Source organism: Proteus columbae, from assembly GCF_002777965.1.
GTDB classification, from domain to species: domain Bacteria; phylum Pseudomonadota; class Gammaproteobacteria; order Enterobacterales; family Enterobacteriaceae; genus Proteus; species Proteus columbae.
The window spans coordinates 37,947-62,467 of sequence record NZ_NGVR01000014.1 but is presented as its reverse complement, the minus strand read 5'-3'; the positions used below and the strand labels follow the sequence as shown (position 1 = coordinate 62,467).

General features: G+C 38.7%; 22 protein-coding genes. 14 read left to right on the top strand and 8 right to left on the bottom strand.

The genetic code is table 11. The features are described 5' to 3' along the window. Nucleotides 1-38: 38 nt before the first annotated feature. Complete coding sequence (locus tag CBE70_RS06255; protein WP_100158662.1) at nucleotides 39-707, bottom strand: DsbA family protein; 669 nt, start codon at nucleotides 705-707, stop codon at nucleotides 39-41. After that, entirely contained in the window at nucleotides 695-1,567 is an 873-nt protein-coding gene (locus CBE70_RS06250) for an MBL fold metallo-hydrolase (RefSeq protein ID WP_100158661.1), read from the bottom strand. Before CBE70_RS06250 ends, CBE70_RS06255 begins: the two co-directional genes overlap by 13 nt. A gap of 105 nt (nucleotides 1,568-1,672) precedes the next feature. Between CBE70_RS06250 and CBE70_RS06245 the strand changes: the two genes are divergently transcribed. Then, nucleotides 1,673-2,593, top strand: a complete 921-nt coding sequence (locus tag CBE70_RS06245; protein WP_100158660.1) for a LysR family transcriptional regulator — start codon at nucleotides 1,673-1,675, stop codon at nucleotides 2,591-2,593. Here the strand turns inward: CBE70_RS06245 and CBE70_RS06240 are convergent. After that, the gene (locus tag CBE70_RS06240) at nucleotides 2,570-3,496 is read right to left on the bottom strand and encodes a LysR family transcriptional regulator (RefSeq protein ID WP_100158659.1); all 927 of its coding nucleotides are present in this window, start codon (nucleotides 3,494-3,496) and stop codon (nucleotides 2,570-2,572) included. The two genes, CBE70_RS06245 and CBE70_RS06240, sit on opposite strands and share 24 nt — an antisense overlap. A gap of 112 nt (nucleotides 3,497-3,608) precedes the next feature. Here CBE70_RS06240 and lysA point away from each other — a divergent pair, with 112 nt between their 5' ends. Next, nucleotides 3,609-4,850 (top strand): diaminopimelate decarboxylase, encoded by a 1,242-nt coding sequence (gene lysA / locus CBE70_RS06235; RefSeq protein WP_100158658.1) that lies wholly within the window; start codon nucleotides 3,609-3,611, stop codon nucleotides 4,848-4,850. Nucleotides 4,851-4,965: 115 nt separating this feature from the next. Here the strand turns inward: lysA and fadE are convergent, their stop codons facing one another. After that, entirely contained in the window at nucleotides 4,966-7,413 is a 2,448-nt protein-coding gene (fadE, locus tag CBE70_RS06230) for an acyl-CoA dehydrogenase FadE (protein ID WP_100158657.1), read from the bottom strand. A 238-nt stretch (nucleotides 7,414-7,651) separates the two neighbouring features. On the opposite strand from fadE, the gene lpcA reads away from it, so the two are divergent. Next, nucleotides 7,652-8,230, top strand: a complete 579-nt coding sequence (gene lpcA / locus CBE70_RS06225; protein WP_006534804.1) for a D-sedoheptulose 7-phosphate isomerase — start codon at nucleotides 7,652-7,654, stop codon at nucleotides 8,228-8,230. 52 nt (nucleotides 8,231-8,282) lie between these two features. Further along, nucleotides 8,283-9,050 (top strand): class II glutamine amidotransferase, encoded by a 768-nt coding sequence (locus tag CBE70_RS06220; protein WP_100158656.1) that lies wholly within the window; start codon nucleotides 8,283-8,285, stop codon nucleotides 9,048-9,050. Here the strand turns inward: CBE70_RS06220 and CBE70_RS06215 are convergent. Then, the gene (locus CBE70_RS06215) at nucleotides 9,021-9,788 is read right to left on the bottom strand and encodes a L,D-transpeptidase family protein (RefSeq protein ID WP_100158655.1); all 768 of its coding nucleotides are present in this window, start codon (nucleotides 9,786-9,788) and stop codon (nucleotides 9,021-9,023) included. The two genes, CBE70_RS06220 and CBE70_RS06215, sit on opposite strands and share 30 nt — an antisense overlap. Nucleotides 9,789-10,203: 415 nt before the next feature. Between CBE70_RS06215 and CBE70_RS06210 the strand changes: the two genes are divergently transcribed. The 8 genes from CBE70_RS06210 (at nucleotide 10,204) to nqrM (ending at nucleotide 17,381) form a co-directional block, all read left to right on the top strand. Next, complete coding sequence (locus CBE70_RS06210; RefSeq protein WP_100158654.1) at nucleotides 10,204-11,544, top strand: Na(+)-translocating NADH-quinone reductase subunit A; 1,341 nt, start codon at nucleotides 10,204-10,206, stop codon at nucleotides 11,542-11,544. Nucleotides 11,545-11,547: 3 nt separating this feature from the next. After that, nucleotides 11,548-12,786: an NADH:ubiquinone reductase (Na(+)-transporting) subunit B gene (locus CBE70_RS06205; RefSeq protein WP_100158653.1), complete on the top strand. Its 1,239-nt coding sequence runs from the start codon at nucleotides 11,548-11,550 to the stop codon at nucleotides 12,784-12,786. After that, nucleotides 12,779-13,564 (top strand): Na(+)-translocating NADH-quinone reductase subunit C, encoded by a 786-nt coding sequence (locus tag CBE70_RS06200; RefSeq protein WP_100158652.1) that lies wholly within the window; start codon nucleotides 12,779-12,781, stop codon nucleotides 13,562-13,564. Before CBE70_RS06205 ends, CBE70_RS06200 begins: the two co-directional genes overlap by 8 nt. Next, a complete protein-coding gene (locus tag CBE70_RS06195; protein ID WP_023581002.1) occupies nucleotides 13,557-14,186 on the top strand; it encodes an NADH:ubiquinone reductase (Na(+)-transporting) subunit D in 630 nt (209 codons plus the stop codon). The genes CBE70_RS06200 and CBE70_RS06195 overlap by 8 nt, the downstream gene beginning before the upstream one ends. 5 nt (nucleotides 14,187-14,191) lie before the next feature. Next, complete coding sequence (nqrE, locus tag CBE70_RS06190; protein ID WP_006534792.1) at nucleotides 14,192-14,788, top strand: NADH:ubiquinone reductase (Na(+)-transporting) subunit E; 597 nt, start codon at nucleotides 14,192-14,194, stop codon at nucleotides 14,786-14,788. A gap of 16 nt (nucleotides 14,789-14,804) precedes the next feature. After that, complete coding sequence (nqrF, locus tag CBE70_RS06185; RefSeq protein ID WP_100158651.1) at nucleotides 14,805-16,031, top strand: NADH:ubiquinone reductase (Na(+)-transporting) subunit F; 1,227 nt, start codon at nucleotides 14,805-14,807, stop codon at nucleotides 16,029-16,031. A gap of 80 nt (nucleotides 16,032-16,111) precedes the next feature. After that, the gene (locus tag CBE70_RS06180; protein ID WP_100158650.1) at nucleotides 16,112-17,134 is read left to right on the top strand and encodes an FAD:protein FMN transferase; all 1,023 of its coding nucleotides are present in this window, start codon (nucleotides 16,112-16,114) and stop codon (nucleotides 17,132-17,134) included. Nucleotides 17,135-17,153: 19 nt separating this feature from the next. After that, nucleotides 17,154-17,381, top strand: a complete 228-nt coding sequence (gene nqrM, locus CBE70_RS06175; RefSeq protein ID WP_023580998.1) for a (Na+)-NQR maturation NqrM — start codon at nucleotides 17,154-17,156, stop codon at nucleotides 17,379-17,381. Nucleotides 17,382-17,473: 92 nt separating this feature from the next. On the opposite strand, the gene CBE70_RS06170 is transcribed toward nqrM, so the two are convergent. Then, on the bottom strand, nucleotides 17,474-18,346 hold the full coding sequence (locus CBE70_RS06170) for a glycerophosphodiester phosphodiesterase family protein (RefSeq protein WP_100158649.1): 873 nt from the start codon (nucleotides 18,344-18,346) through the stop codon (nucleotides 17,474-17,476). A 232-nt stretch (nucleotides 18,347-18,578) separates the two neighbouring features. Between CBE70_RS06170 and dinB the strand changes: the two genes are divergently transcribed. Beyond that, entirely contained in the window at nucleotides 18,579-19,634 is a 1,056-nt protein-coding gene (gene dinB / locus CBE70_RS06165; RefSeq protein WP_100158648.1) for a DNA polymerase IV, read from the top strand. Nucleotides 19,635-19,724: 90 nt separating this feature from the next. Here dinB and CBE70_RS06160 read toward each other — a convergent pair whose 3' ends face one another. Together CBE70_RS06160 and pepD are read right to left on the bottom strand one after the other, a co-directional pair. Further along, nucleotides 19,725-21,887 carry a TonB-dependent siderophore receptor gene (locus CBE70_RS06160; protein ID WP_100158680.1) on the bottom strand — a complete coding sequence of 721 codons (2,163 nt, stop codon included), beginning with the start codon at nucleotides 21,885-21,887 and terminating at the stop codon, nucleotides 19,725-19,727. A gap of 295 nt (nucleotides 21,888-22,182) precedes the next feature. Continuing rightward, entirely contained in the window at nucleotides 22,183-23,640 is a 1,458-nt protein-coding gene (pepD, locus tag CBE70_RS06155; RefSeq protein WP_100158647.1) for a beta-Ala-His dipeptidase, read from the bottom strand. A gap of 353 nt (nucleotides 23,641-23,993) precedes the next feature. Between pepD and gpt the strand changes: the two genes are divergently transcribed. After that, a complete protein-coding gene (gene gpt, locus CBE70_RS06150; RefSeq protein WP_006534780.1) occupies nucleotides 23,994-24,455 on the top strand; it encodes a xanthine phosphoribosyltransferase in 462 nt (153 codons plus the stop codon). The last annotated feature ends 66 nt before the right edge of the window (nucleotides 24,456-24,521 follow it).

Here is a 24,521-nt window from a genome sequence, read left to right as displayed (position 1 = left end):
GCAGTGTGCGGAAATTAATCAGCACACTGAAAAGAAGGTTATAGATTTTCTTTTATAAATTGTTGCCAACGTTTTGTATCACCTAAATATTTTTCAACCGATATCAGGTGATAACCTTGGTTATCTTCAATAAATAAAGTCGGAAAACCTCGACCATTAACTTGAGTCATTAATTGCTGAGTCTGGCTTAAATGTTGTTTAATTTGTGTTTCACCAATTTCAGACAGTAAGGATGCAAATTGTTCAATATCAAAGCCAAGTTTTTTCACAATAAATAGCAGCGTGTCTTTATCACTGATATTTAAGCCATCAAGGTAATAGGCCTCTTGTAGTGCTTTTAATAAATAAACATCTTGCTTTCCCATTATTTCAGCGACAAGAATGGCTGAAATAGGTAGCAGTGAGTTTAATACCATTTCAGTGTTACCAAGAGTATCACGGTATGCGTGACTAAAAACTTGGCCTGATAATTGACTAATGCGCTCATCAATTGGTGTGACATGCTCTTTCCATGATTGACCACCTGTTACTGCTCTTGCTGGTGTAAACAATCCACCACCATGTAACTTAATGGAATTTGGAAATGCATTGCTTACTGCTTCAATCAGGGGGGCAATGCCGTAACACCAACCACAAAGAGGATCATAAACATAGTGCAATATTTTAGTACTTTGGATATTACCTGTATTGCTTGCTATTGAGGCCATTGCATCTCTCCTTTTAGTACTTTTGCACTAAGTTCTAGGCTTGATTTATCTGCTAAATTCTGATGATTTTTTTCCATCGCTGCAATAAATTCATCTGAATTTTTCGTCTTTTCAAGATTTTTCTCAGCTTCAATCAGGTAATTCATTGTGAAGTCAACAGCTTGTAGATCATACGTTGCTTTTGGTAAATAGTGACCAGGAATAACGGTTTTTGGGGATAGTGATTTTATTTGCTGTAACGCACTAACCCAATGTTGGCGTTCTGCCACGGTTTGAGTATCTGCCAACCAAACATGAATATTTTCAGAAACTAAAACACCACCCATTACTGCATTAAGTTTTGGAACATAAAGGTATGTTCTATCTGGAGATAGTCCGTCTAAGCCTTTGACTGAAATGGTTTCACCTTCTAGAGAAAAACTATCGCCTTTTAGTACTTCAGGAATGATAATTTTCTGAGGGGCATTTTCTTTAAGTACAGGCCCCCAGTAGGCAAGTTTTCCTGCTTGGGTTTCATTAATGGCTTTAATTGTGGGCGCTGTTGCAATCACTTTGGCATTTGGAAATGCATTAGTAATGACATCTAACCCAAAATAAAAATCAGGATCAGAATGGCTGATATAGATATAAGTCAGGTTTTTTCCAGAGGCTTTTATTTTATCAACCAATGCTTGTGCATCATTTTTTTGAAATTGTGCATCAATTAAAACGGCATCTTTATCGCCATAAATAATTTCAGAAGAGACAGGAAAAACACTCGCTTCTCCTGGATTATAAATATCTAATGTTAAGTCAGTTGCCAGCACTGATGTTGCGAAGAATGTGGTAGTTGCAAGTGTTAAAGGAAGTAATTTTTTCATCTTTTGTTTTCTCCATAATGTTGTTGCTGACTATAATATGTTGCATAAAACAAGAGAAAAACCCTATTTTAGGCAATTAATTGTTGCGTAAATCGAGCAAATAGAATGGATAAAATAAAAGCATCAGAAGTGTTTGTAACCATTGTGAAGCAAGGGAGCATGATAAAAGCGGCTGATTATCTAGGTATGTCTAGAGCCATGGTGACGCGTTATTTAAATGAAATGGAAGAGTGGGCAGGGGTGCGTTTATTACATAGAACGACACGTAAACAAAGCCTAACATCAGTAGGTGAAATAGTATATGAACAGAGTTTACAGCTATTAGAAATGGCTGAACGTATTCCTGCTAATATTCCGAAAGAACGTCATCAAATCAGTGGGCTTGTCCGTATTACCAGTTCACAATCATTAGCAAATAGTGTTTTGTCAGTAGCAATATGCGAGTTTATGCAACGTTATCCTTTAATTGCGGTTGATTTACAAATTACCAATCAAACTGTGAATTTGGTGGAAGAACGTATTGATATTGCATTGCGTATTACGAATCATCTTGAGCCTAACTTAATTGCACGTTCGCTAGCGACATGTCTTTCGGTGGTGTGTGCTCATAAAGATTACTTAGCAAAAAAGGGTATACCTCAAACACCAGATGAACTCGCTCAGCATCAATGTTTAACTTACCGATTTTTTGGTCGTAGTTTATGGGAATTTAATTTAGGTGATGAGCGTTATTCAGTACCCGTTGGCGGTAATTTAAGTGCAAATGAATCGGTTGTTTTATTGCAAGCTACGTTAAAAGGAGTAGGCATATCACTACAACCTTATTATTCAGCCAAACCTTATCTTGAAAGCGGTGAATTAGAACAAGTTTTGTCTAACTATCAAGCTCTGCCGATGGGAATTTATGCGGTTTTAGCGAGCCGACAAAATATGCCCGCTGCTGTCAGAGTATTGTTGGATTTCTTAGTTGAGTGGTTTTCATCATCACCTTATTGGCTTGCTTTATCGGGTAAAAGCTTGGGTTAGTCGCTTAGGGTAATTTGATAATGTCTCTTTCATCACATCAATAAAATAGGAAACAAGTTGTGATGAAGGACGATGTGATGGGGTAATTAAGCTGATGGTAAAGGGGATAGAAAAGCTTAAAGGGCGAAGACAAATTGACTTATCTAAGTAATCAAGTGCGGTAATCGGGTTAACAATTGAAATGCCGATATTTTCACTCACCATGGCACAAATAGAGGCAGCACTTTGCGTTTCCATTACTAGCTGTCGTGTAATTCCATCTTTAATAAAAATAGTATCAATCAATTGTCGGTAACTATCATTGGCAGACAAGCTAATAAAACGCTGATTTTGAAAATCAGCAGGGTGTAACACTGATTTTTTACACAATGGATGAGACTTGGGTAAAACCGCGACTTCATTAAGTGTAAGCACAGTTTCTTGTTGGGTTCCTGCAGGTGTTTGTGTGTGTTCAGCCAATCCTAAATCATAATGTTGAGCCGATAACCACTCTTCTAATAAAGGGGATTCTTGAGGAACAATGGTTAAGTTGACATCAGGATATGTATCTAGAAATTGTCGGCAAATTGAAGGTAATAATGATTGAGCAAATGCGGGCAAGCAGGTGATATTCAATTCTGCTTGGTTAAAATAGCGAATATTTTCAGCTGCGTTAATTATTCTATCTAAGCCATAATAAGAACGCTGTACTTCTTCAAAAAAGCGTAACCCTTCAGTTGTGGGTTGTAAACGGCCTTTTATTCTATCAAATAATTTAAATGCTAATAGATGCTCAAGGCGAGATAACTCTCTACTGACAGTGGGTTGTGATGTTTTCAGTAATTCTGCGGCTTCAGTAAGATTTTGAGTGGTCATCACGGCATGAAAAATTTCAATATGACGCCAATTAAAAGGAGCTTTCATTGTCTATTCCTATATCACAGATGAATAGAGTGTAGCTTATTTGATATTTTTATTCCCTTGTAAGTTAATAAATAATGTATTTATTCATCGGTGACTTTTATGAGTAGATAACATGACAACATCAATAACTATGGCTCAATACCAATTAGCACAAACTTATGGAACGCCATTATGGATTTATCAAGGCGATACAATTTCTCAGCGTATTGCTCAGCTTAAATCTTTTGATGTGGTTCGCTTCGCTCAAAAAGCTTGTTCTAATATTCATATCTTACGTTTAATGAAAGCGCAGGGTGTTAAAGTTGACTCTGTTTCATTAGGTGAGATTGAACGTGCTTTAGTTGCGGGTTATCAAGGTGGTAGAGAAAAAAGTGAGATTGTCTTTACGGCTGATTTACTTGATGAAAGAACCATTGAACGTGTTGTTGAGTTAGATATTCCTGTTAATGCTGGTTCTGTTGATATGCTTCATCAATTAGGTAAACGTAATCAAGGGCATGCGGTTTGGGTAAGAATTAACCCCGGATTTGGTCATGGACATAGCCAAAAAACTAATACAGGTGGAGAAAACAGTAAGCATGGTATTTGGTATGAAGATGTACCTGAAGCGTTAGCTGTGATCCAACAATACAATCTAACTTTAGTTGGTTTTCATATGCATATTGGCTCTGGTGTTGATTATCAACATCTTTCTAGTGTCTGTGATGCGATGGTAGAGCAAGTGCTTACCTCTCAAGTTGATATTCAGGCTATTTCGGCAGGAGGCGGATTATCAACGCCTTATCAAGAGGGTGATGCAACAGTTGACTTGGATCACTATTTTTCTTTATGGGATAAGGCGCGTCAGCGTATTGCACAACACTTAGGGCATTCTGTTGAGTTAGAAATTGAGCCGGGACGTTTCTTAGTGGCTGAATCAGGTGTATTGATTTCACAAGTAAGAGCCGTTAAATCAATGGGAAGCCGTCATTATGTGCTGGTGGATGCTGGATTTAGTGATTTAATGCGTCCCGCAATGTATGGCAGTTATCATCAAATTTCAGTTTTAGATAGCCATGGTCAAATAAAACCAATGACAGAATTACAAGAGACGATTGTGGCAGGTCCTTTGTGTGAATCTGGAGATGTTTTTACTCAGCAAGAGGGAGGCACTGTTGTTCCTCGTTTGTTGCCTCAAGCACAGGTAGGTGATTATTTGGTTATTCATGATACTGGGGCTTATGGTGCTTCAATGTCATCAAATTATAATAGCCGACCACTTATTCCTGAAGTGCTGATAACAGAGGGTATTCCCCAATTAATTCGTCGTCGTCAAACAATAGAAGAGTTATTAGCATTAGAGTTAGATCTCTAATTCATCTTTTTTGATCTTAATGAGTAGATCTTGGTAAAACACCTCATCATTAAAAGTGATGAGGTGTTTGTGTTTTATCAGGAAAAATATTTTCCTTTATATCGGTTATCTGTTGTTAAGCTGCTTTGTCTGTTTTGACTTTGTCAGCTTTCGGCTTTTTTGCAGGTACCGCCAATGCATCAAAGTCAAACTCATCAACATTGATACTCCGTAAGCGACTCTGCTCTGCTTTACGTAATATATCGGCTTCTTCTTGAGTTACTCGTTTATCAGCTAGTGCTTTCTCCGCTAATTTATCTAATTGAGTAAAGCTAAACTTTTTCTCATAGAGGCGACAAATGCGGTCGAAAATAGGCTCAGCAGCTAAGATATCCAGTAGTGCTTCTTCCATTAAACCATGTGGATTATGCTCGCTTGGTGTTAAGTACTGACCTCTACCAATGCGATCACGAGTTTCAGAAGGTTGTTGGATAAGTTGTGCTACTTTGCTATCTAATTTATCTGATGGTAATTTTTGAGCTTTACCCAGAGGGAAGATAATTGCACGCATCGTGCCTGCGATAACACGGCTTGGAAAATTGCGTAGCAGTTCATCAATTGCATTTTCAGCTTGGTATAAACACTCTTTTACGCTCCAATGTACCAGAGGTAAATCTGCGGTATGGCGACCTTCATCTTCATAACGCTTAAGAGCGGCAGAAGCGAGGAAGATATGACTTAATATGTCACCTAAACGCGCTGAAATACGCTCACGACGTTTTAAGCTTCCACCTAAAACTCCCATTGAAACATCAGACAATAGCGCCATATTGGCACTTAGACGGTTAATTTGTTGATAATAACGACGGGTTTCATCATTAGTAGGGGAATTACTTAATCGACCATTAGTGATACCTAACCACAAACTACGTAAGGTATTACTTGCCACATGACCGATATGACCAAATAAAGCGCGGTCAAAATCATGTAGGTTATTGTCTCGTGCTGCTGCAATTTCATCTAATACATAAGGATGGCAACGGATAGCACCTTGACCATAAATGATCATACTACGAGTTAAAATATTGGCACCTTCAACAGTGATGGCAATTGGAGAGCCTTGATAAGAACGCGCGACAAAGTTTGATGGCCCAAGGCTGATCCCTTTACCACCCACGATATCCATTGCATCAATAACGCCACGTTGTGCTCGGTGAGTACAATGATATTTTACGATAGCTGATAATACGGCTGGTTTTTCTCCCAGCATAATACCCGTAGTAATTAAAGTTGCCGCAGAATCTAACAGATAGGCGTTACCAGCAAGACGTGCTAATGGCTCTTCAATACCTTCCATTTTGCCAATTGGGATTTTGAACTGACGACGGATACGAGAATAAGCGCCTGTTGCCATTGCCACACTTTTTAACCCACCGGTAGAGTTTGAAGGTAGAGTAATGCCTCGACCCACAGAGAGACATTCCACCAGCATTCTCCAACCTTGGCCTGCCATTTTTGGTCCACCAATGATGTAATCGATAGGAACAAAAACATCTTTACCACGAGTCGGCCCATTCATAAATGGTACATTCAATGGAAAATGACGATGACCGATTTCAACACCTTTGACATCAGTTGGAATTAGCGCGCAGGTAATGCCTGGATTTTCGTCATTACTTAATAGATGGTCAGGATCGCGTAATTTAAATGCTAATCCTAATACTGTCGCGATAGGGGCAAGCGTGATATAGCGTTTATTCCATGTTAAACGAAGACCAAGTACTTGCTCACCTTGCCATTCACCCATACAGACAACACCACTGTCAGGAATAGCCCCTGCATCGGAACCCGCTTCAGGGCTTGTTAAGGCGAAACAAGGAATTTCATCCCCTTTGGCTAAACCCGGTAAATAGCGATTTTTCTGTTCATCAGTACCGTAGTGTTGCAATAGCTCACCGGGGCCTAAAGAGTTAGGTACACCAACGGTGATGGCTAAAATACCAGACACCCCTGACAGCTTTTGCAATACGCGTGATTGAGCGTAGGCTGAAAATTCTAACCCGCCATACTCTTTTTTAATGATCATCGCAAAGAAGCGATTATCTTTAAGGTATTGCCAAATTTCAGGAGGTAGATCAGCTAATTCATGAGTGATTTCAAAGTCATTTGTCATGCGACAAACTTCTTCGACTGGACCATCAAGGAAAGCTTGCTCTTCAGCTGTTAGCTGTGGTTTAGGGTAATTATGAAGTTGTTTCCAGTCGGGAGCGCCACGAAAAAGCTCACCTTCCCACCATGTTGTACCTGCATCAATAGCTTCTTGTTCTGTTTTAGACATAGAAGGCATAACTTTTTGAAATGCTTTCAGTGCAGGTACTGAGATATAGGCTCTACGAATAGAAGGAATAGCGAAGGGTAATAAAACCAATGCAACGGGAAGGAGTAACCAGTAACTCCAAATATTGGCGACACCCATTACTAATGTATAAGCAATAAGCGTAAGGCTACTTACCGCGATACCGAATTTGCGATAACTAAGTAAGCCAATAAGAACAATGAAAAATACGATACTGAGTAGTGTCATAATAAACTCCTGTATTTAGCAAGAGATCAGAGGTCAGACCTGTTGTTTGTTATTTAGATCTAATCCAGTCACTAACTTTTATCAATATATTTACATTCTAATTACAATATAGCTCACAAATTATTCGTAAATGAGAGAAGTTAGCATTTGTCGATAATAGGTATCTTCTTTCATGACATTTAATCCGTTACACTGAGAAACAGAAAATTTCGATTACCCTTTTTGGAGTAAAAATCCTATGTACCAAGATCTTATCCGTGGTGAATTAACAGAAGCAGCAGATACTCTTTCTCGCTTTCTTCAAGATGATGCAAATATTGAAGCTATCCAAAAAGCTGCGGTGTTATTAGCAGATTCTTTTAAAGCAGGCGGTAAGGTATTATCTTGCGGTAATGGTGGCTCTCATTGTGATGCAATGCATTTTGCAGAAGAGTTGACTGGACGTTATCGTGAAAATCGCCCTGGTTATCCAGCCATTGCTATTTCAGATGTAAGCCATATCTCATGTGTAAGTAATGATTTTGGTTATGAATATATCTTCTCTCGTTATGTTGAAGCTGTAGGTAAAGAAGGTGACGTTCTGCTGGGTATTTCAACCTCAGGCAACTCAGGCAATATCATCAAAGCAATTAGTGCTGCGCGTGAGAAAGGCATGAAAGTCATTACGCTAACGGGTAAAGATGGCGGAAAAATGGACGGTACAGCAGATATTGAAATTCGCGTACCTCATTTTGGTTACGCTGATCGTATTCAAGAAATTCATATTAAAGTTATCCATATTCTGATCCAATTAATTGAAAAAGAAATGGAAAAATAATTTGTTGATATTGCTATAAATTAGCAAAAACATCGGCAAGAAGGAGTGAGCGATGTGTGAGTTGTTAGGCATGAGTGCAAATGTACCGACAGATATTAATTTCAGTCTAAGTGGATTAATTCCAAGAGGTGGTAAGACAGGACCTCATAAAGATGGATGGGGAATTACTTTCTACGAAGGATTGGGATGTCGTACATTTAAAGATCCTCAAGCCAGCGCAATTTCGCCAGTCGCTCGCTTTGTTCAAGAGTACCCAATTAAATCAGAGGCTGTGATCGCTCATATTCGCCAAGCGAATCGAGGTAATGTCTCTTTAGAAAACACCCATCCTTTTACCCGTGAATTATGGGGAAAAAATTGGACTTATGCACATAATGGTCAACTAAAAGGTTATCAATCTCTTGATACGGGGCGTTTTAGAGCCATAGGGCAGACGGATAGTGAAAAAGCTTTTTGCTGGATATTAAATCAGCTCGAAAATCGTTATAAACGAACCCCTGTGAATTGGCCTGCTGTATTTCGTTTTATCGCTGTTTTAGCCTCTCAATTAAAGCAAAAAGGGGTTTTTAATATGTTGTTGTCAGATGGTCGATTTGTAATGGCATATTGTTCAACCAATTTACATTGGATCACACGTAAAGCGCCTTTCGGCAAAGCCAAATTACTTGATCAAGATGTAGAAATCGATTTCCAACAACACACACAATCAGATGATGTGGTTTCTGTTATTTCAACATTACCATTGACTGGAAATGAATCTTGGCAGCGTATTCCCGCTGGTGAGTTTGTTTTATTTGATCGTGGTGTGCGTATTTTGTAACCATTTACTATCACTATTTTGTGATAAGTTAAGAGCAGGGTCTACACTGTTAGGTGAAGTCAAAGTGCTATTAACGAAATAACGCCCATCTTGAACGGTAACAGATGGGATTTGTTTGCGTTCTTCAACATATTGGTAGGCAGGCATAAGCTGTTGCCAGAAATCCATATCTTTTGAATACTGGTGTTTTTTCATATTTTCAGCGGTCATTTTAAATGGAAAAATATGAATATTAATCGTAGATTGACCTCCTTGTAGCGCCAATTCAGCATACTGGTAAATTTCGTCCATCACAGAATCGGTCATTGCATAGCAACCAACTGATTTACAAGCTCCGTGGATCATTAAAAAATCGCCAGTGTATCCTTTTGATTTATCATACTGATTAGGAAATCCTAGGTTGATAGCTCGGTAAAATCGACTATTCGGATTTAATTGTGAGAAATTAACCTGATAAAAGCCCTCTGGGCTTTTTAAATCACCTTGAAACTTTTTAGGTCCAAGACCTCCGGAATAGCTACAAATGGGATAAGTACGTACTTTTTCTAATTGCCCATCTAATTTTTCCGTATAAAGTTCAAGTAAGCTTTCTTCTTTGAAAATCTGAATATAGATAGGCTGACCTGTACTTTTTTTAACAGGTTTCATTAGAAAACTTGAACTGTTTTCAGCGTTAACTAATAAAGAAATTAACATTAATGTTAAAAAACTGATTAGTTGTTTTGCGTGACTGGTCATAGTTTTATCAGAAAAATAGCTTAAAATTTGTTGATAAAGTAGATCGTAGATTGCTATGAAGCAATAAATTTGTAAATTAAAATCTGATATGGTTTCTTTTCTTTTACAAAATATTCTGTATGAAATTTAATCGCTCGTCGAAAAAGATGATATTTTAATTCGGTTTATACGAGTTGTTAACGTTTCAGTCAAAATAATATTCCCATTTGCTTGAGCTAAATCACTCGAATAGTCAGACAGGTTTAGGCTGAGATGATAAAATTCAGTTCGGCAGAATAAGAGAAAATAGTAACAATTATCGGAGATAAATAACTTAGGGTTCAAAAACACCTTAAGATGTTTTTATTACAGAGTCGCTACATTTTCGGGGTGAATTTGTAGCTTAGGGTTTAACTGATAAACTTGTGCAAATCTTATGATTAAAATTAAAAAAGGACTCGACCTCCCAATTGCAGGAGCGCCTGCCCAAGTGATAGAAGACGGACCCGCGATTCGACGCGTAGCATTGCTAGGTGAAGAATATGTCGGTATGCGTCCTTCTATGATGGTTTCGGAAGGTGAGCATGTAAAAAAAGGGCAAATTCTTTTTGAAGATAAAAAGAATGCCGGTGTTGTTTTCACCAGCCCAGCTTGTGGTAAAGTCGTTGCAATTAACCGCGGCGAACGTCGTGTGTTCCAATCTATCGTTATCGAAATTGATGGCGACGAAGAAATCACCTTTAACCGTTATGATAGCTCAACGCTCTCAGACCTGACCCGCGAACAAGTTGAAACTAACCTCGTTAATTCGGGAATGTGGACTGCATTAAGGACTCGTCCTTATAGCCGTACCCCACATTTAGGCACAACGCCTGTCGCCATTTTTGTCTCTGCAATGGATACAAATCCGCTTGCAGCAGATCCTATGGTTATTATTGAGCAAAATGAGAAGGCATTTAATGATGGCCTTGTTGTTTTAACTCGTTTAACTGAAGGCAAAGTCTATGTTTGTCATGGTGAAAAATCACCTACAAAATTAAATGACGGACAAATTAGCTATAACCAATTTGCAGGCCCACATCCAGCAGGATTAGTTGGTACGCATATCCATTTCTTAGAACCGGTGAGTGCTAAGAAAATGGTTTGGCATTTAAATTACCAAGATGTCATTGCTATTGGTTATTTGTTTACAACAGGTTCCTTATATACAGAGCGTGTTGTTGCATTAGCAGGCCCTCAAGTAAAAGCACCTCGTTTAGTGCGTACTCGTTTAGGGGCTGATCTCTATGAGTTAACTAAAGATCAATTAGTTGATGGTGAAAACCGAATTATTTCTGGCTCTGTATTATGGGGATGGAAATCTGATGAGGCTCATCACTATTTAGGTCGTTTCCATAACCAAGTTTCTGTATTGCGTGAAGGTCGTGATAAAGAGTTATTTGGTTGGGGGATGCCGGGTAGCGATAAATTTTCTATCACTCGTACAACTATCGGTCACTTCTTAAAAAATAAACGCTTTGCATTTACTACCACAATGAATGGTGGCGAACGTTCAATGGTACCAATTGGTAACTATGAGCGTGTGATGCCGTTAGACATTATGGCAACGCATTTATTACGTGATTTAGTTGTAGGTGATACTGACAGTTCTCAAGCATTAGGTTGTTTGGAACTGGATGAAGAAGATTTGGGATTATGTACTTATGTTTGCCCAAGCAAATATGAGTATGGCCCAGCACTGCGCCAAGTATTGACCAAAATTGAGCAGGAAGGGTAACTCATGGGTTTGAAAAATTTATTTGAAAAAGTAGAGCACCATTTTGAGCCCGGTGGCAAATTAGCAAAATGGTACGTACTTTATGAAGCAGTTACCACGGTATTTTATACGCCAGGTACTGTTACGCGTAATGGTGGGCATGTTCGTGACACTATTGATCTAAAACGTATGATGATCTTAGTTTGGTTGGCCGTTTTCCCAGCAATGTTTTGGGGAATGTATAATGTCGGTCATCAAGCGATCCCTGCGCTTAATCAGTTATATAGCGGTGCAGAATTACAGCAAATCATTGCTTCAGATTGGCACTATCGCCTTGCTGAATACCTCGGCGCATCATTAACAACAGATGCCGGATGGGCAAGTAAGATGCTACTTGGTGCAACTTACTTTTTACCTATTTATCTTGTTGTTTTTGCTGTTGGTGGATTTTGGGAAGTTCTTTTTGCCTTTATTCGTGGCCATGAAATTAACGAAGGCTTCTTTGTTACATCAATCTTATTTGCCTTGATAGTGCCGCCAACATTACCACTTTGGCAGGCTGCATTAGGTATTACGTTTGGTGTTGTTATCGCGAAAGAAATCTTTGGTGGTACAGGGCGTAACTTCTTAAACCCTGCATTAGCAGGTCGTGCATTCCTGTTCTTTGCCTATCCTGCTCAAATTTCAGGTGATTTGGTTTGGACTGCGGCTGATGGCTTCTCTGGTGCGACACCATTATCACAATGGTCTGTATCGGGTGAAAGTGCATTATTAAATACCGTCACTCAACAACCTATCTCTTGGATGGATGCTTTCCTTGGATATATTCCAGGATCGATCGGTGAAGTTTCAACACTGATGATTTTAATCGGCGGTGCTGTCATTCTTTTTGCTCGTATTGCTTCATGGCGTATTGTTGCTGGGGTAATGGTGGGCATGATTGCAATGTCATACTTATTTAATTTTATCGGTTCAGATACCAATCCTCTCTTCTCAATGCCTTGGCACTGGCACTTAGTATTAGGTGGTTTTGCTTTCGGTATGATGTTTATGGCAACAGATCCAGTATCCGCATCGTTTACTGATAAAGGTAAATGGGCTTACGGTATTTTGATTGGCGTAATGGCTGTGCTTATTCGTGTCGTCAATCCGGCTTACCCAGAAGGTATGATGCTGGCAATCTTATTCGCAAACTTATTTGCACCACTGTTCGATTACGTGGTTGTTCAGGCGAATATTAAGCGGAGACAAGCTCGTGGCTAAAGAGAAAAACAAAGATAGCGTCGCAAGAACGTTCCTCGTTGTATTTATTCTATGTCTTGTGTGTTCCGTGGTAGTAGCAGGAGCCGCTGTTGGACTGAAATCTAAACAAGAAGAACAAAAACTTCTTGATAAACAACGTAATATTCTTGATGTTGCGGGTCTGCTCGTACCTAAAATGAGTGCGACAGATGTACTGAAAGTGTATGACACTCGAATTAAAGCAAAAATTGTTAATTTTCAGACAGGAGAACTGACTGATAGTAAGGGCAATTTTGATTTAAATGCTGAATTACGTAGTGATGAAACATCTATTGCGTTATCACCAGCTGAAGATATTGCGAAAATTCGTCGCCGTGCCAATACCGCTGAAGTTTACTTCGTTCTTGATGCTCAAGGTAAAACAACAGAAGTTGTGCTACCTGTATATGGTTCAGGTTTATGGTCTGTCATGTACGCTTTCGTCGCTGTAGATATTGATGGTGTGACATCTAAGGGTATTACCTATTATGCTCATGGTGAAACTCCGGGCTTAGGTGGTGAAGTTGATAATCCACAATGGAAAGCACAATGGAAAGGTAAGCGTTTACTGAATGAAGAAGGCGTACCTGCTATTAAGATTGTGCGCAGTGGCGCATCTGACAGTCCTTATGGTATTGATGGGCTTTCAGGCGCAACATTGACCTCAAATGGTATCCAGCATATGTTCGATTTCTGGTTAGGTGAAAAAGGTTTCGGTCCATTCCTGAAAAAAGTTCGTGAAGGAGAGATCAATGGCTGATACAAAAGAAATTAAACGAGTTTTACTTGGGCCATTGTTAGATAACAACCCGATTGCCTTACAGGTGTTAGGTGTGTGTTCTGCATTGGCGGTAACAACAAAACTTGAAACCGCATTAGTGATGACAATTGCGGTAACTTTAGTTACTGCATTTTCAAACTTTTTTATCTCACTGATCCGTAATTACATACCAAGTAGTGTTCGTATTATTGTTCAGATGGCGATTATTGCTTCATTAGTTATCGTTGTTGACCAAATACTACAAGCTTATGCGTATGAAATTTCTAAGCAACTTTCTGTTTTCGTTGGTCTTATCATTACTAACTGTATTGTAATGGGGCGTGCTGAAGCTTATGCGATGAAAGCACCTCCTATTGAAAGCTTTATGGATGGTATTGGTAACGGCTTAGGATATGGCGTTATCTTGATCCTTGTTGGTTTTTTACGTGAGCTCTTTGGTTCAGGTAAATTATTCGGCATTACCGTGATGGAATCTATTCAGAATGGTGGCTGGTATCAGCCTAATGGTTTATTCCTGTTAGCTCCAAGTGCATTCTTTATCATTGGCTTGCTAATTTGGGGATTACGTACATTAAAACCTGCACAGGTTGAAGAGGACTAATCGCCATGGAACATTATATAAGCCTGTTTGTTCGTGCTGTTTTTATTGAGAATATGGCGCTCGCATTCTTCTTAGGGATGTGTACATTTCTCGCCGTTTCTAAAAACGTAAAAACAGCTTTTGGATTAGGTATCGCTGTTACCGTTGTTCTAGGTCTTTCTGTACCGTTGAATAACTTGGTTTACAACTATGTGTTACGTGATAATGCATTAATGGAAGGTGTTGATTTAAGTTTCTTAAACTTTATCACTTTCATTGGTGTGATTGCGGCACTGGTACAAATCCTAGAAATGATTTTAGACCGTTATTTCCCTGCGCTGTATAACGCACTAGGGATCTTCTTGCCACTTATTACCGTTAACTGCGCCATTTTCGGTGGTGTGTCATTTATGGCACAACGTGACTATAACTTTAGTGAATCTATTGTTTATGGTTTCGGCTCTGGGATTGGTTGGATGTTAGCCATCGTATTACTGGCTTCTATCCGTGAGAAAATGAAGTACGCGGATGTACCGGCAGGTATGAAAGGGTTAGGCGTTACTTTTGTCACCACAGGGTTGATGGCATTAGGTTTCATGTCCTTCTCTGGTGTTCAGCTATAAAGGGTGAGAAGAACTCATGGATATAATTATTCTAGGTGTCGTGATGTTTACCCTGATTGTATTGGTATTAACAGCGTTGATTTTGTTTGCAAAATCAAAACTGGTCAATACAGGGGATATTTCAGTTGAGGTCAATGGAGACCCAGACAAAAGTTTTGATGCACCAGCAGGTGATAAATTACTTAACGTATTATCAAACGAAGGTATTTTTATTTCATCAGCTTGCGGTGGCGGTGGCTCTTGTGGCCAGTGTCGCGTTAAGGTGCTGGAAGGTGGTGGTGATATTTTACCAACAGAACTTTCACATATTAACAAACGTGAAGCTAAAGAAGGTTGTCGTTTAGCGTGTCAGGTAAACGTAAAAAACAACCTGAAATTAGAATTACCGGAAGAAATCTTTGGTGTTAAAAAGTGGGAATGTGAAGTTATCTCAAATGATAATAAAGCCACTTTCATTAAAGAATTAGTGTTAAAAATCCCTGAAGGTGAGGTTGTACCTTTCCGTGCTGGTGGATTTATTCAAATCGAATGTCCTCCTCATACGGTACGTTATGAAGATTTTGATGTACCAGAAGAGTATCGTGAAGATTGGGATAAATTTAATTTGTTCCGTTATGTTTCTGATGTTAAAGAAACCACAGTACGTGCTTATTCAATGGCAAATTACCCTGAAGAGCATGGCATCATCATGTTAAACGTGCGTATTGCAACACCTCCACCACGTAATCCTGATGTACCACCAGGAATTATGTCATCGTATATTTGGTCATTAAAACCAGGTGATAAGGTGACAATTTCAGGGCCATTTGGTGAATTCTTTGCTAAGAAAACCGATGCTGAGATGATCTTTATTGGTGGTGGTGCGGGTATGGCGCCAATGCGCTCACATATCTTCGACCAATTAAAACGCTTACATTCTAAACGTAAAATCAGCTTCTGGTATGGTGCGCGTTCTGTTCGTGAAATGTTCTACACCGAAGATTTCGATATGCTTGCAAAAGAAAATGAAAACTTCACATGGAATGTCGCGCTTTCAGATGCATTGCCTGAAGATAATTGGACTGGCTATACTGGATTTATTCACAATGTGTTGTTTGAGAACTACCTCAAAAATCATCCAGCACCAGAAGATTGTGAATTCTATATGTGTGGACCGCCAGTGATGAACGCAGCAGTTATTAAAATGCTCAAAGATTTAGGCGTTGAAGATGAAAACATTATGCTGGATGACTTTGGGGGTTGATCCTAACTTCCGATAAAGCATAAATGAATGAAATGACAAGCGCCCACTTATGTGGGCGCTCATGATCAGAAGAGAGAGTTATGTTAAAAAGAAAGATGATAAATTGGATAGTGATGCTGTCTGCATTAGTTCTATTATCTGCATGTGGTGAAAAGCAGCAGGTATTTGAAGGTGAAACCATGGGAACTTATTACTCGATTAAATATGTTCCTGACAGTAATTCACCTCCACAAAACGTCTTACAAACAGAGATTGATCGTATCCTTGAAGAAGTTAACGATCAAATGTCAACATATCGTCCTCATTCTGAACTCAGTCGTTTCAATCAAAGCCGTGAAATTAATACCCCATTTCCTGTTTCACCCGCGACAGCTAAAGTAGTCAGTGAAGCTATCCGTATTAATAAAATAACTGATGGTGCTTTGGATGTGACCGTTGGGCCGCTAGTTAATTTATGGGGATTTGGCCCTGAAGGCCGATTTACGCATCAACCTTCTGAAGATGAATTAGAAAAACGTAAACAGTGGATTGGAATTGATTACCTTGCTGTTGAAGGTAATACATTAATTAAGAAGATCCCTGAACTTTATGTTGATCTCTCTTCAATTGCTAAAGGCTATGGTGTTGATGCTGTGGCTGAATATTTAATTTCACAGAATATCACTAACTATATGGTTGATATTGGTGGTGAAGTGAGAACCCAAGGCGTGAATGGTAATGACAAGCTTTGGCGTATAGCGATTGAAAAACCGGCGAATGACGGCACAAAACAGAGTGTTCAGTTAATTATTGAACCGGGTGATAACTCAATAGCCACTTCTGGTGATTATCGTAATTATTTTGAAGAAAATGGTGTCCGTTTTTCTCATACTATTGACCCAACCACAGGTCATCCTATTAAACATAACCTCGTTTCTATCACTGTGATTGTGCCAACTTGCATGAGTGCTGATGGTCTTTCGACAGGATTGAATGTTTTAGGACCTGAGAAAGGGTTAGCAGTAGCAAACGAGCTAAATATTCCTGTCTTTATGATAGTGAAAACTGAAAATGGGTTTGAAGAGCGTTATAGTAAAGCATTCGCCCCATTCTTGAAAAAGTAGAATTTAAGGAGAGAAGGTTATGTTAAAAATATTTCTATTTGCCTTCATCTTATTCTTGATTGCCTTCTTTGGTATGGCATTAGGCTATATTGTAAAACGTAAAAGCCTTCAAGGTAGCTGTGGCGGTTTAGGTGCTATGGGCATAGAAAAAGAGTGTGATTGCCCCGAACCTTGTGATGCACGTAAAAAACGTATGGCAAAAGATGCAGCAAGAGAAGAATTGCTTAATAAAAATAGAATTCTTTAAGTAAGATATAAAAATAAAAAAAGAGTGGTGTATATGTTTACATCACTCTTTTTTATTTCTTTCTAAAGAAGCAAAGCTAAAAGCTAAGGCACTTACTCTTTTCTAAATGCTTTCATATTTGCGGGTGAATCAACCATAACTGCATCAGCACCTAGTTCTGTGGCTTGAATATAATCTTTCTCTGTATTGATCCCAAAAAGAACAATATGAGCATTACCACCAGCACGAAAACAAGACATAGCATCTTTATCCCAACTCAGAATAGATGCTGAGCGTGCTTCACCTAATGTGTATTTCTCAACGACTTCTACTTTGCGGTGAAGTTCAAGCCCATACCAGCGAGTAATATCTAAATTTTCAGGTAGTAAGCAAACATGGCTCATTGTGATATTAGCCAAAATATCACGAGTGATATCACGGCTTTCAAAACGTTGTACATTAGTCGGTAAGACATCAAGAAATGCGGTATTTGTAGAATAAACGCGGGTTCTATCTAGTGCGTTATGATTACGAAGTACAGTGGTTAATGCTTCACCTTGGATTGCTGGATCAGCATCTGGTGATTTTAAATCAAGATAAAACTGTGTTGTAGGGAATTGAGTTAATATTTCATCCAATGTCGGAATAGTGACACCTTTATTTCGATACGGAAACTGTTGTGCTTCACCAAATTTATATCCCGCATCCCATTGCTTGAGTTGCTGTGCAGTAAAGTCAGAAATACTACCTTGCCCATTCGTTAAGCTTTTTAAATCACTAGGACGATAAAGAACAGGAATATTATCTTTTGATAATTGAATAGTGATCCAAATTGCATCAGCTTGATTAGAGAGAGCTGTTTTTATAGCAATTTCAGTATTTTCAGGGGCATCAGCTGTGCCACCACGATGTGCGATAATTTTAGGAGATGCCATAAGAATTACAGAATAAAAAAAGAGAGAAATAGTGATGAATAATTTGATCATGAAAAATTATTTCCTTGTTTTATATGTAGTTACAAAACAATATTTAAAATTAATGTAATTAATCAAAGAGCTAAAACAATCTATCATCACTTTGTGACAATTCTATAAATAAACAGACTAATTCAGATTTTATGAGAAATACACCTCAATAGAGGGAGATGAGAAGGAATAAAAATTGTAGTTAATATTTATTTACTGTATATTTAAACAGTAAATAAAGTGAGGTGATTGTATGCGTAAAATTATTCATGTTGATATGGATTGTTTTTATGCTGCGATTGAAATGCGAGATAATCCAGCACTAAAAGAGATCCCAATTGCGGTTGGAGGCAATGCTTCTAGCCGAGGTGTCATCTGCACAGCGAATTATCCTGCCCGTCGTTTTGGCGTCCGTAGTGCTATGTCAACGGCAACAGCGTTGAAGTTATGTCCTCACTTAAAAGTTTTACCCGGCAGAATGGCTCTTTATAAAGAGACATCAGCGAAGATCCGCCAAATCTTTTCTCGTTATACCCACCTTATTGAACCTCTTTCACTTGATGAAGCTTACCTTGATGTATCTGACAGTAAGCATTGTCAAGGCTCAGCAACGTTGATGGCTCAAGAAATTCGCCAACAAATTTTTGATGAGTTAAATCTCACTGCATCCGCAGGTATTGCACCGATTAAATTTCTCGCAAAAATTGCCTCTGATATCAACAAACCCAATGGGCAATTTGTTATTACACCTGAGCAAGTCGATGATTTTATTTTAAAATTACCGCTAAATAAAATACCGGGTGTAGGTAAGGTGACATTTGCTCGCTTGCAAGAAATGGGCTTAGAAACGTGTGCTGATATTCGTCGTACTGATATTATTTCTTTGGTAAAAGTGTTTGGGAAGTTTGGTCAAAATTTATGGGAACGCAGTCATGGCATCGATGAGCGTGAAATTAACCCTGATAGACTTAGAAAATCAGTTGGAGTTGAACGTACTTTTGCCTCAGATATTAATTCTTGGGATGATTGCTTGGCATTACTTGATGGGTTATATAGCGAATTAGAAAGGCGACTCACAAAAGTGAAACCCGATTTAAGGATAGCAAGGCAAGGTGTTAAACTAAAATTTGATGATTTTCAATTAACGACACAAGAGCATACTCATCCTATTTTAGAAAAAGCCGATTTAATAAATATTGCCTACCAAGCATGGCATGAGCGCCGAAATGGTCGAGGTGTGCGACTAATCGGATTTCATGTCACCTTACAAGATCCACAAATAGAACGACAACTTCTTTTAGCACTATAAAAATTAAAAAAACCATAGCCGATCAACAGGCAGGCTATGGTTAATGCAGTTAATTTATGTAGTTAATTTATTTAGTTAATCTATATGGTATTACCAGCGATAATTCATTGTTGCTGTCATAGTTCTGCCGATCCCATAAAAGCATGCAGTATCACCAGCACAAGATGCAACATAGTGTTTATTCGCAATATTATTCATATTAAGTTGAATTTCAGCACCTTTTAAAGAAGGTGATAGCTCACCTAATGAATATCCAATCATTGCATCATAAAGAGTAACAGCTGGTACACTGATTGTATTTTTGGTATCGCCTTGAGATACACCCACATATCTCACACCCACACCGGCTTTAGCCCCATTAAATAACCCAGATGTTTCATCATATTGACCCCAAAGTGATGCCATATGCTTAGGTACTCTAGGGAGTTCTTTTCCTTGTGTTCCTGCAATAATGGTTTTTCTTACTTCGGTATCGGTATAAGCATAACTGCTGATAAATGAAATATTTTCAGTTAATTGGCTATTAATTTGCGCTTCAATACCACGACTTCTAATTTCACCCACCGGTTCAAAATACGCTTTTTCAGCATTGTAGTTGGTCACATTGCGTTGTTGTAATTGATAAATAGAGAGTGTTGCCAATGTTTGTTCATTTGGTGTGAGGTATTTAATACCAGCTTCTAATTGACGACCTTCGCTAGGTTCAAAAGGGGCACTTCCTGGTGCGCGGCGAGTTTGTAAATTAGGTTCAAACGAGGTGCTGTAACTAATATAAGGAGAAATACCATTATCAAAAGAATATAAAAGTCCGGCGCGACCCGTTAACTTATGATCATCTTGCTGATCGTAGCTTTTAGCTAAGAAATCATGAGTTCTAACTTGAGCCCAATCTTGGCGTAAACCTGCAAGTAAGATCCAATTTTTCCATTGGATCTGATCTTGTAGATACAACCCGATTTGATCACGTTTTTGTAGCTGATCGGTTGCGGGTTTTTGTAAGCTCATATCAATTGGATAGTGATAATTAGGATCACGCCAATCAAGATCGTATTCAGGCCCCATAGCACGGAGTAAATTATCTTGATCTTTACTCCACTGATAATCAATGCCAGCAATCATAGTATGATTAAGTTTTGCAGTAGTAAAGTCGGCTTGTAAACGAGTATCTATACCTAAAGTATCTGTTTCGCGTTGCTCTTGTTGCGCTCGGCGTTCAAGGACATAAGGGTTATCTTTTCTTAAAGATCCAAATACAAGATATTTATATTTTTGATTAATATGGCTATATCGAGCATTTTGTACAATTTTTAGTGAGTCATTAAATTCGTGTTCGAATTCATAGCCTATACCATATTGTTGACGCCATGATTTATGGTAATCGGGATTGTTGACATCAAAATTAAAGGGAATAGTACCAGCTGGCGTGCTTTTAACTGTACCATAGGCAGGTAAAAAATTACGATATCCCGCTTCAGGCTCTTGTTGAATAAAGCTTAATAGCGTTAAGCGAGTTTGTTCATTAGGCAAGAAAGTAATAGCAGGAGCAAGTGCAAAACGTTCTTCTTTATAGTTTTTTATCTGGGTGTGTTGTGTTTTTGCAATACCGTTTAGACGATAAAGCACACGATTATCATCACTTAATGCCCCTGCAAAATCAAAAGCGGTTTCTGCTAATTTATCATTGCCTGCACGTACTTGAATGTGACGAATAGGGGATGCAGTTGGTCTTTTACTGGTCATTGCAACAAGGCCACCTGGGTTTACTTGGCCATAAAGAACAGATGCAGGCCCTCTAACAACTTCAACACGCTCTAATAACCATGGATCAATTGCGCCAGTTGACGATGAAGCTCCCATTCCATAGCTTAGACCGTCAAGAAAACGTGGTGCGTAACTGTATCCACGAATAAAAACCTCATCATTACGATTAGAACTTCCGCGATATTCTGTGAAAACTCCGGGTGTATAACGTAACGCCTGAGAAACTGAACTGACATCTTGAGCGTCCATTTGATCACGGGTGATCACGCTAATGGATTGCGGTGTTTTTTCAATTTCAGTGGGTGTTTTGTTTGTTGATAATGTTTTTGTTGCTACAAAACCGGAAACAGGTGCTTGAGGATCTTGTGATGGAGATGCCGTAACAATTATCTTTTCAGGTACATTTTTATTGACTGCTGCATGAATTTGAACAGAGAGCAAACTTAGAGGTAAGGCGAGAAAAACGCTAGTAACGCAATTTTTATTAGACACAATAGAACCCTTTGGTTTTTTATTATTTAACTTTAAATGCAGAAGCCATGAAAATATCACTCCGAAAATATTAATGCTAATGATAATGATTAGCATTCTATAAGTTTAATTTATTAAGATTTATTTTTTATTCCATAATGGAATAAGCAATTATGAAATTGGCTATATGAGGAATAAATTATGATCTTTAAGGTAAATAAGATGTAATTGGGAGGGATAAATTATTTTTTGTGATGGTTTAGCCACAAAAAAACCCGCCAATTAAGCGGGTTTCATTATTAACACTAAAGCGAGATTATTTAGCAGGGATTGCTTTTAAAATCGCAGTTAATAATTGCCAGTATTGACCGACGCTCTTAATGTGAACGCGTTCGTCTGGTGAGTGAGCACCACGGATTGTTGGTCCAATAGAAACCATGTCCATATCTGGGTAAGGTTTTTTGAACAGACCACACTCAAGACCTGCGTGGATAACCATGATGTTTGGCACTTTATCAAACAGTTGTTGGTAAGTGTCACGAACTAAATGCATAACAGGAGAGCCTGCATCTGGTTTCCAACCAGGGTAACCGCCTTTGGTTTCGATATCTGCTTTAGCCAGTTTTGCTAATGCTGTCAGCATGCTAACAACATAAGTTTTACCGCTATCAATCAGAGAACGAATTAAGCATAGGATCTCTACTTTATCGTCAACAATGCTAACAACACCTACGTTTAATGAAGTTTCAACAACACCTTCAACGTCGTCACTCATACGAATAACGCCATTTGGCATTGCATTAAGTAGATTGATTAAGCGTTCTTGGCAATCTGTTGTGAAAACTTTTTTATCTGTTGTTGTATCAACTAATTCAACTTTCAGATTTTTTTCAGCAATAGCTAATTCAGTTTTTAACAGCGCTTCAAATTTTGCTTTTACTGCATCTAGTTGGCTTGCTTTATCCGCTGGAATTGCAAAAACAATGTTTGCTTCACGAGGAATAGCATTACGCAGTGTACCACCGTGGAAATCAATTAATTTCAGTGATAATTCTTCTGCATGACCCGCTAAGAAACGCGCTAATAATTTATTGGCGTTACCTAAACCCAAATGGATATCACCACCAGAGTGACCACCATTTAATCCTTTTAGAACCAGTTGTTTAACAACGTGGCCAGCTGGGATTGCATCGTAAGAAAGGCTTACTGTGGTTTTAACATCAATACCACCCGCACAACCCATGTAGATTTCGCCTTCTTCTTCAGAGTCTGTGTTGATAAGAATATCAGCTTGTAACCAACCTGGTTGTAAACCAAACGCACCATCCATGCCTGTTTCTTCAGTCATAGTTAGCAGTACTTCTAATGGGCCGTGCTTAACGGTGTCGTCAGCTAAAACAGCCAATGCAGATGCCATACCTACGCCATTATCAGCACCTAGTGTTGTGCCTTTCGCTTTGATCCATTCGCCGTCAATGTAAGGTTGAATCGGATCTTTAGTGAAGTCGTGAACAGTATCGTTGTTTTTTTGTGGCACCATATCTAAGTGTGCTTGTAAAACAACGGCTTTACGATCTTCCATGCCTTTGGTTGCTGGTTTACGAATTAAAATATTGCCAACTGCATCGCGCTGTACAAAAAGACCTTTTTCACTTGCCCAAGAAAGAATATGGGAAGCTAAGGCTTCTTCATGATGTGATGGATGTGGAATCGAACAAATTTTTGCAAAAATATCCCATAGTGGTTGTGGGGATAGAGTAGATAGTTCAGACACGATGGATCTCCTCTAACAGCATCTGTGTTATTGATAGCCTACCGCTTTTTTAAGGGTTAGCTTTATTATTCTGAGCGTTATACGCCGATATAGTTGAGAATATCACTTTCTTCTGATGAATGCGTCATTCTATTCACATCTCTATCTAAGAAATTAGATCTCTATTTTGTATTCATTTTTTATATGGTTCATTTTTTAATCAGAAAAAGACATTACAGAAAAAAATAAGGATAATCTCACCTGTTTTCACGTTTTCTCTGGTTTTTAGGTGCTCAAATCACTATAATCTCGCGCAACCTTTTTTTCCGCAAAAAAGCTTCTCTCGAAATCTAAGTAGCTAGGATCACAATATTATGAGCGAAAAATATGTTGTAACGTGGGATATGTTGCAAATACATGCCCGTCAATTGGCGCAACGTTTATTACCAGTCGAACAGTGGACAGGCATTATTGCTGTCAGCCGTGGGGGATTAGTCCCTGCTGCATTACTTGCTCGTGAATTAGGTATCCGTCATGTGGATACAGTCTGTATTTCTAGCTATGACCATGATCATCAGCGTGACCTCAAAATCTTAAAAAAAGCAGAAGGTGATGGTGAAGGCTTTATCGTTGTTGACGATTTAGTCGATACTGGTGGTACGGCTAAAGTTATCCGTGAGATGTATCCAAAAGCGCATTTTGTTACTATCTTTGCAAAACCAGAAGGGCGTCCTTTAGTGGATGATTTTGTGGTTGATATTCCGCAAAATACATGGATTGAACAGCCTTGGGATATGGGTGTTGCCTTTATTCCACCAGTTTGCGATCAAAAATAAGTTGATAGCATTCAGTTTGCTGTTTTAATTGAGATCCTCGCTTAGGCGGGGATTTTTGTTTTTAAG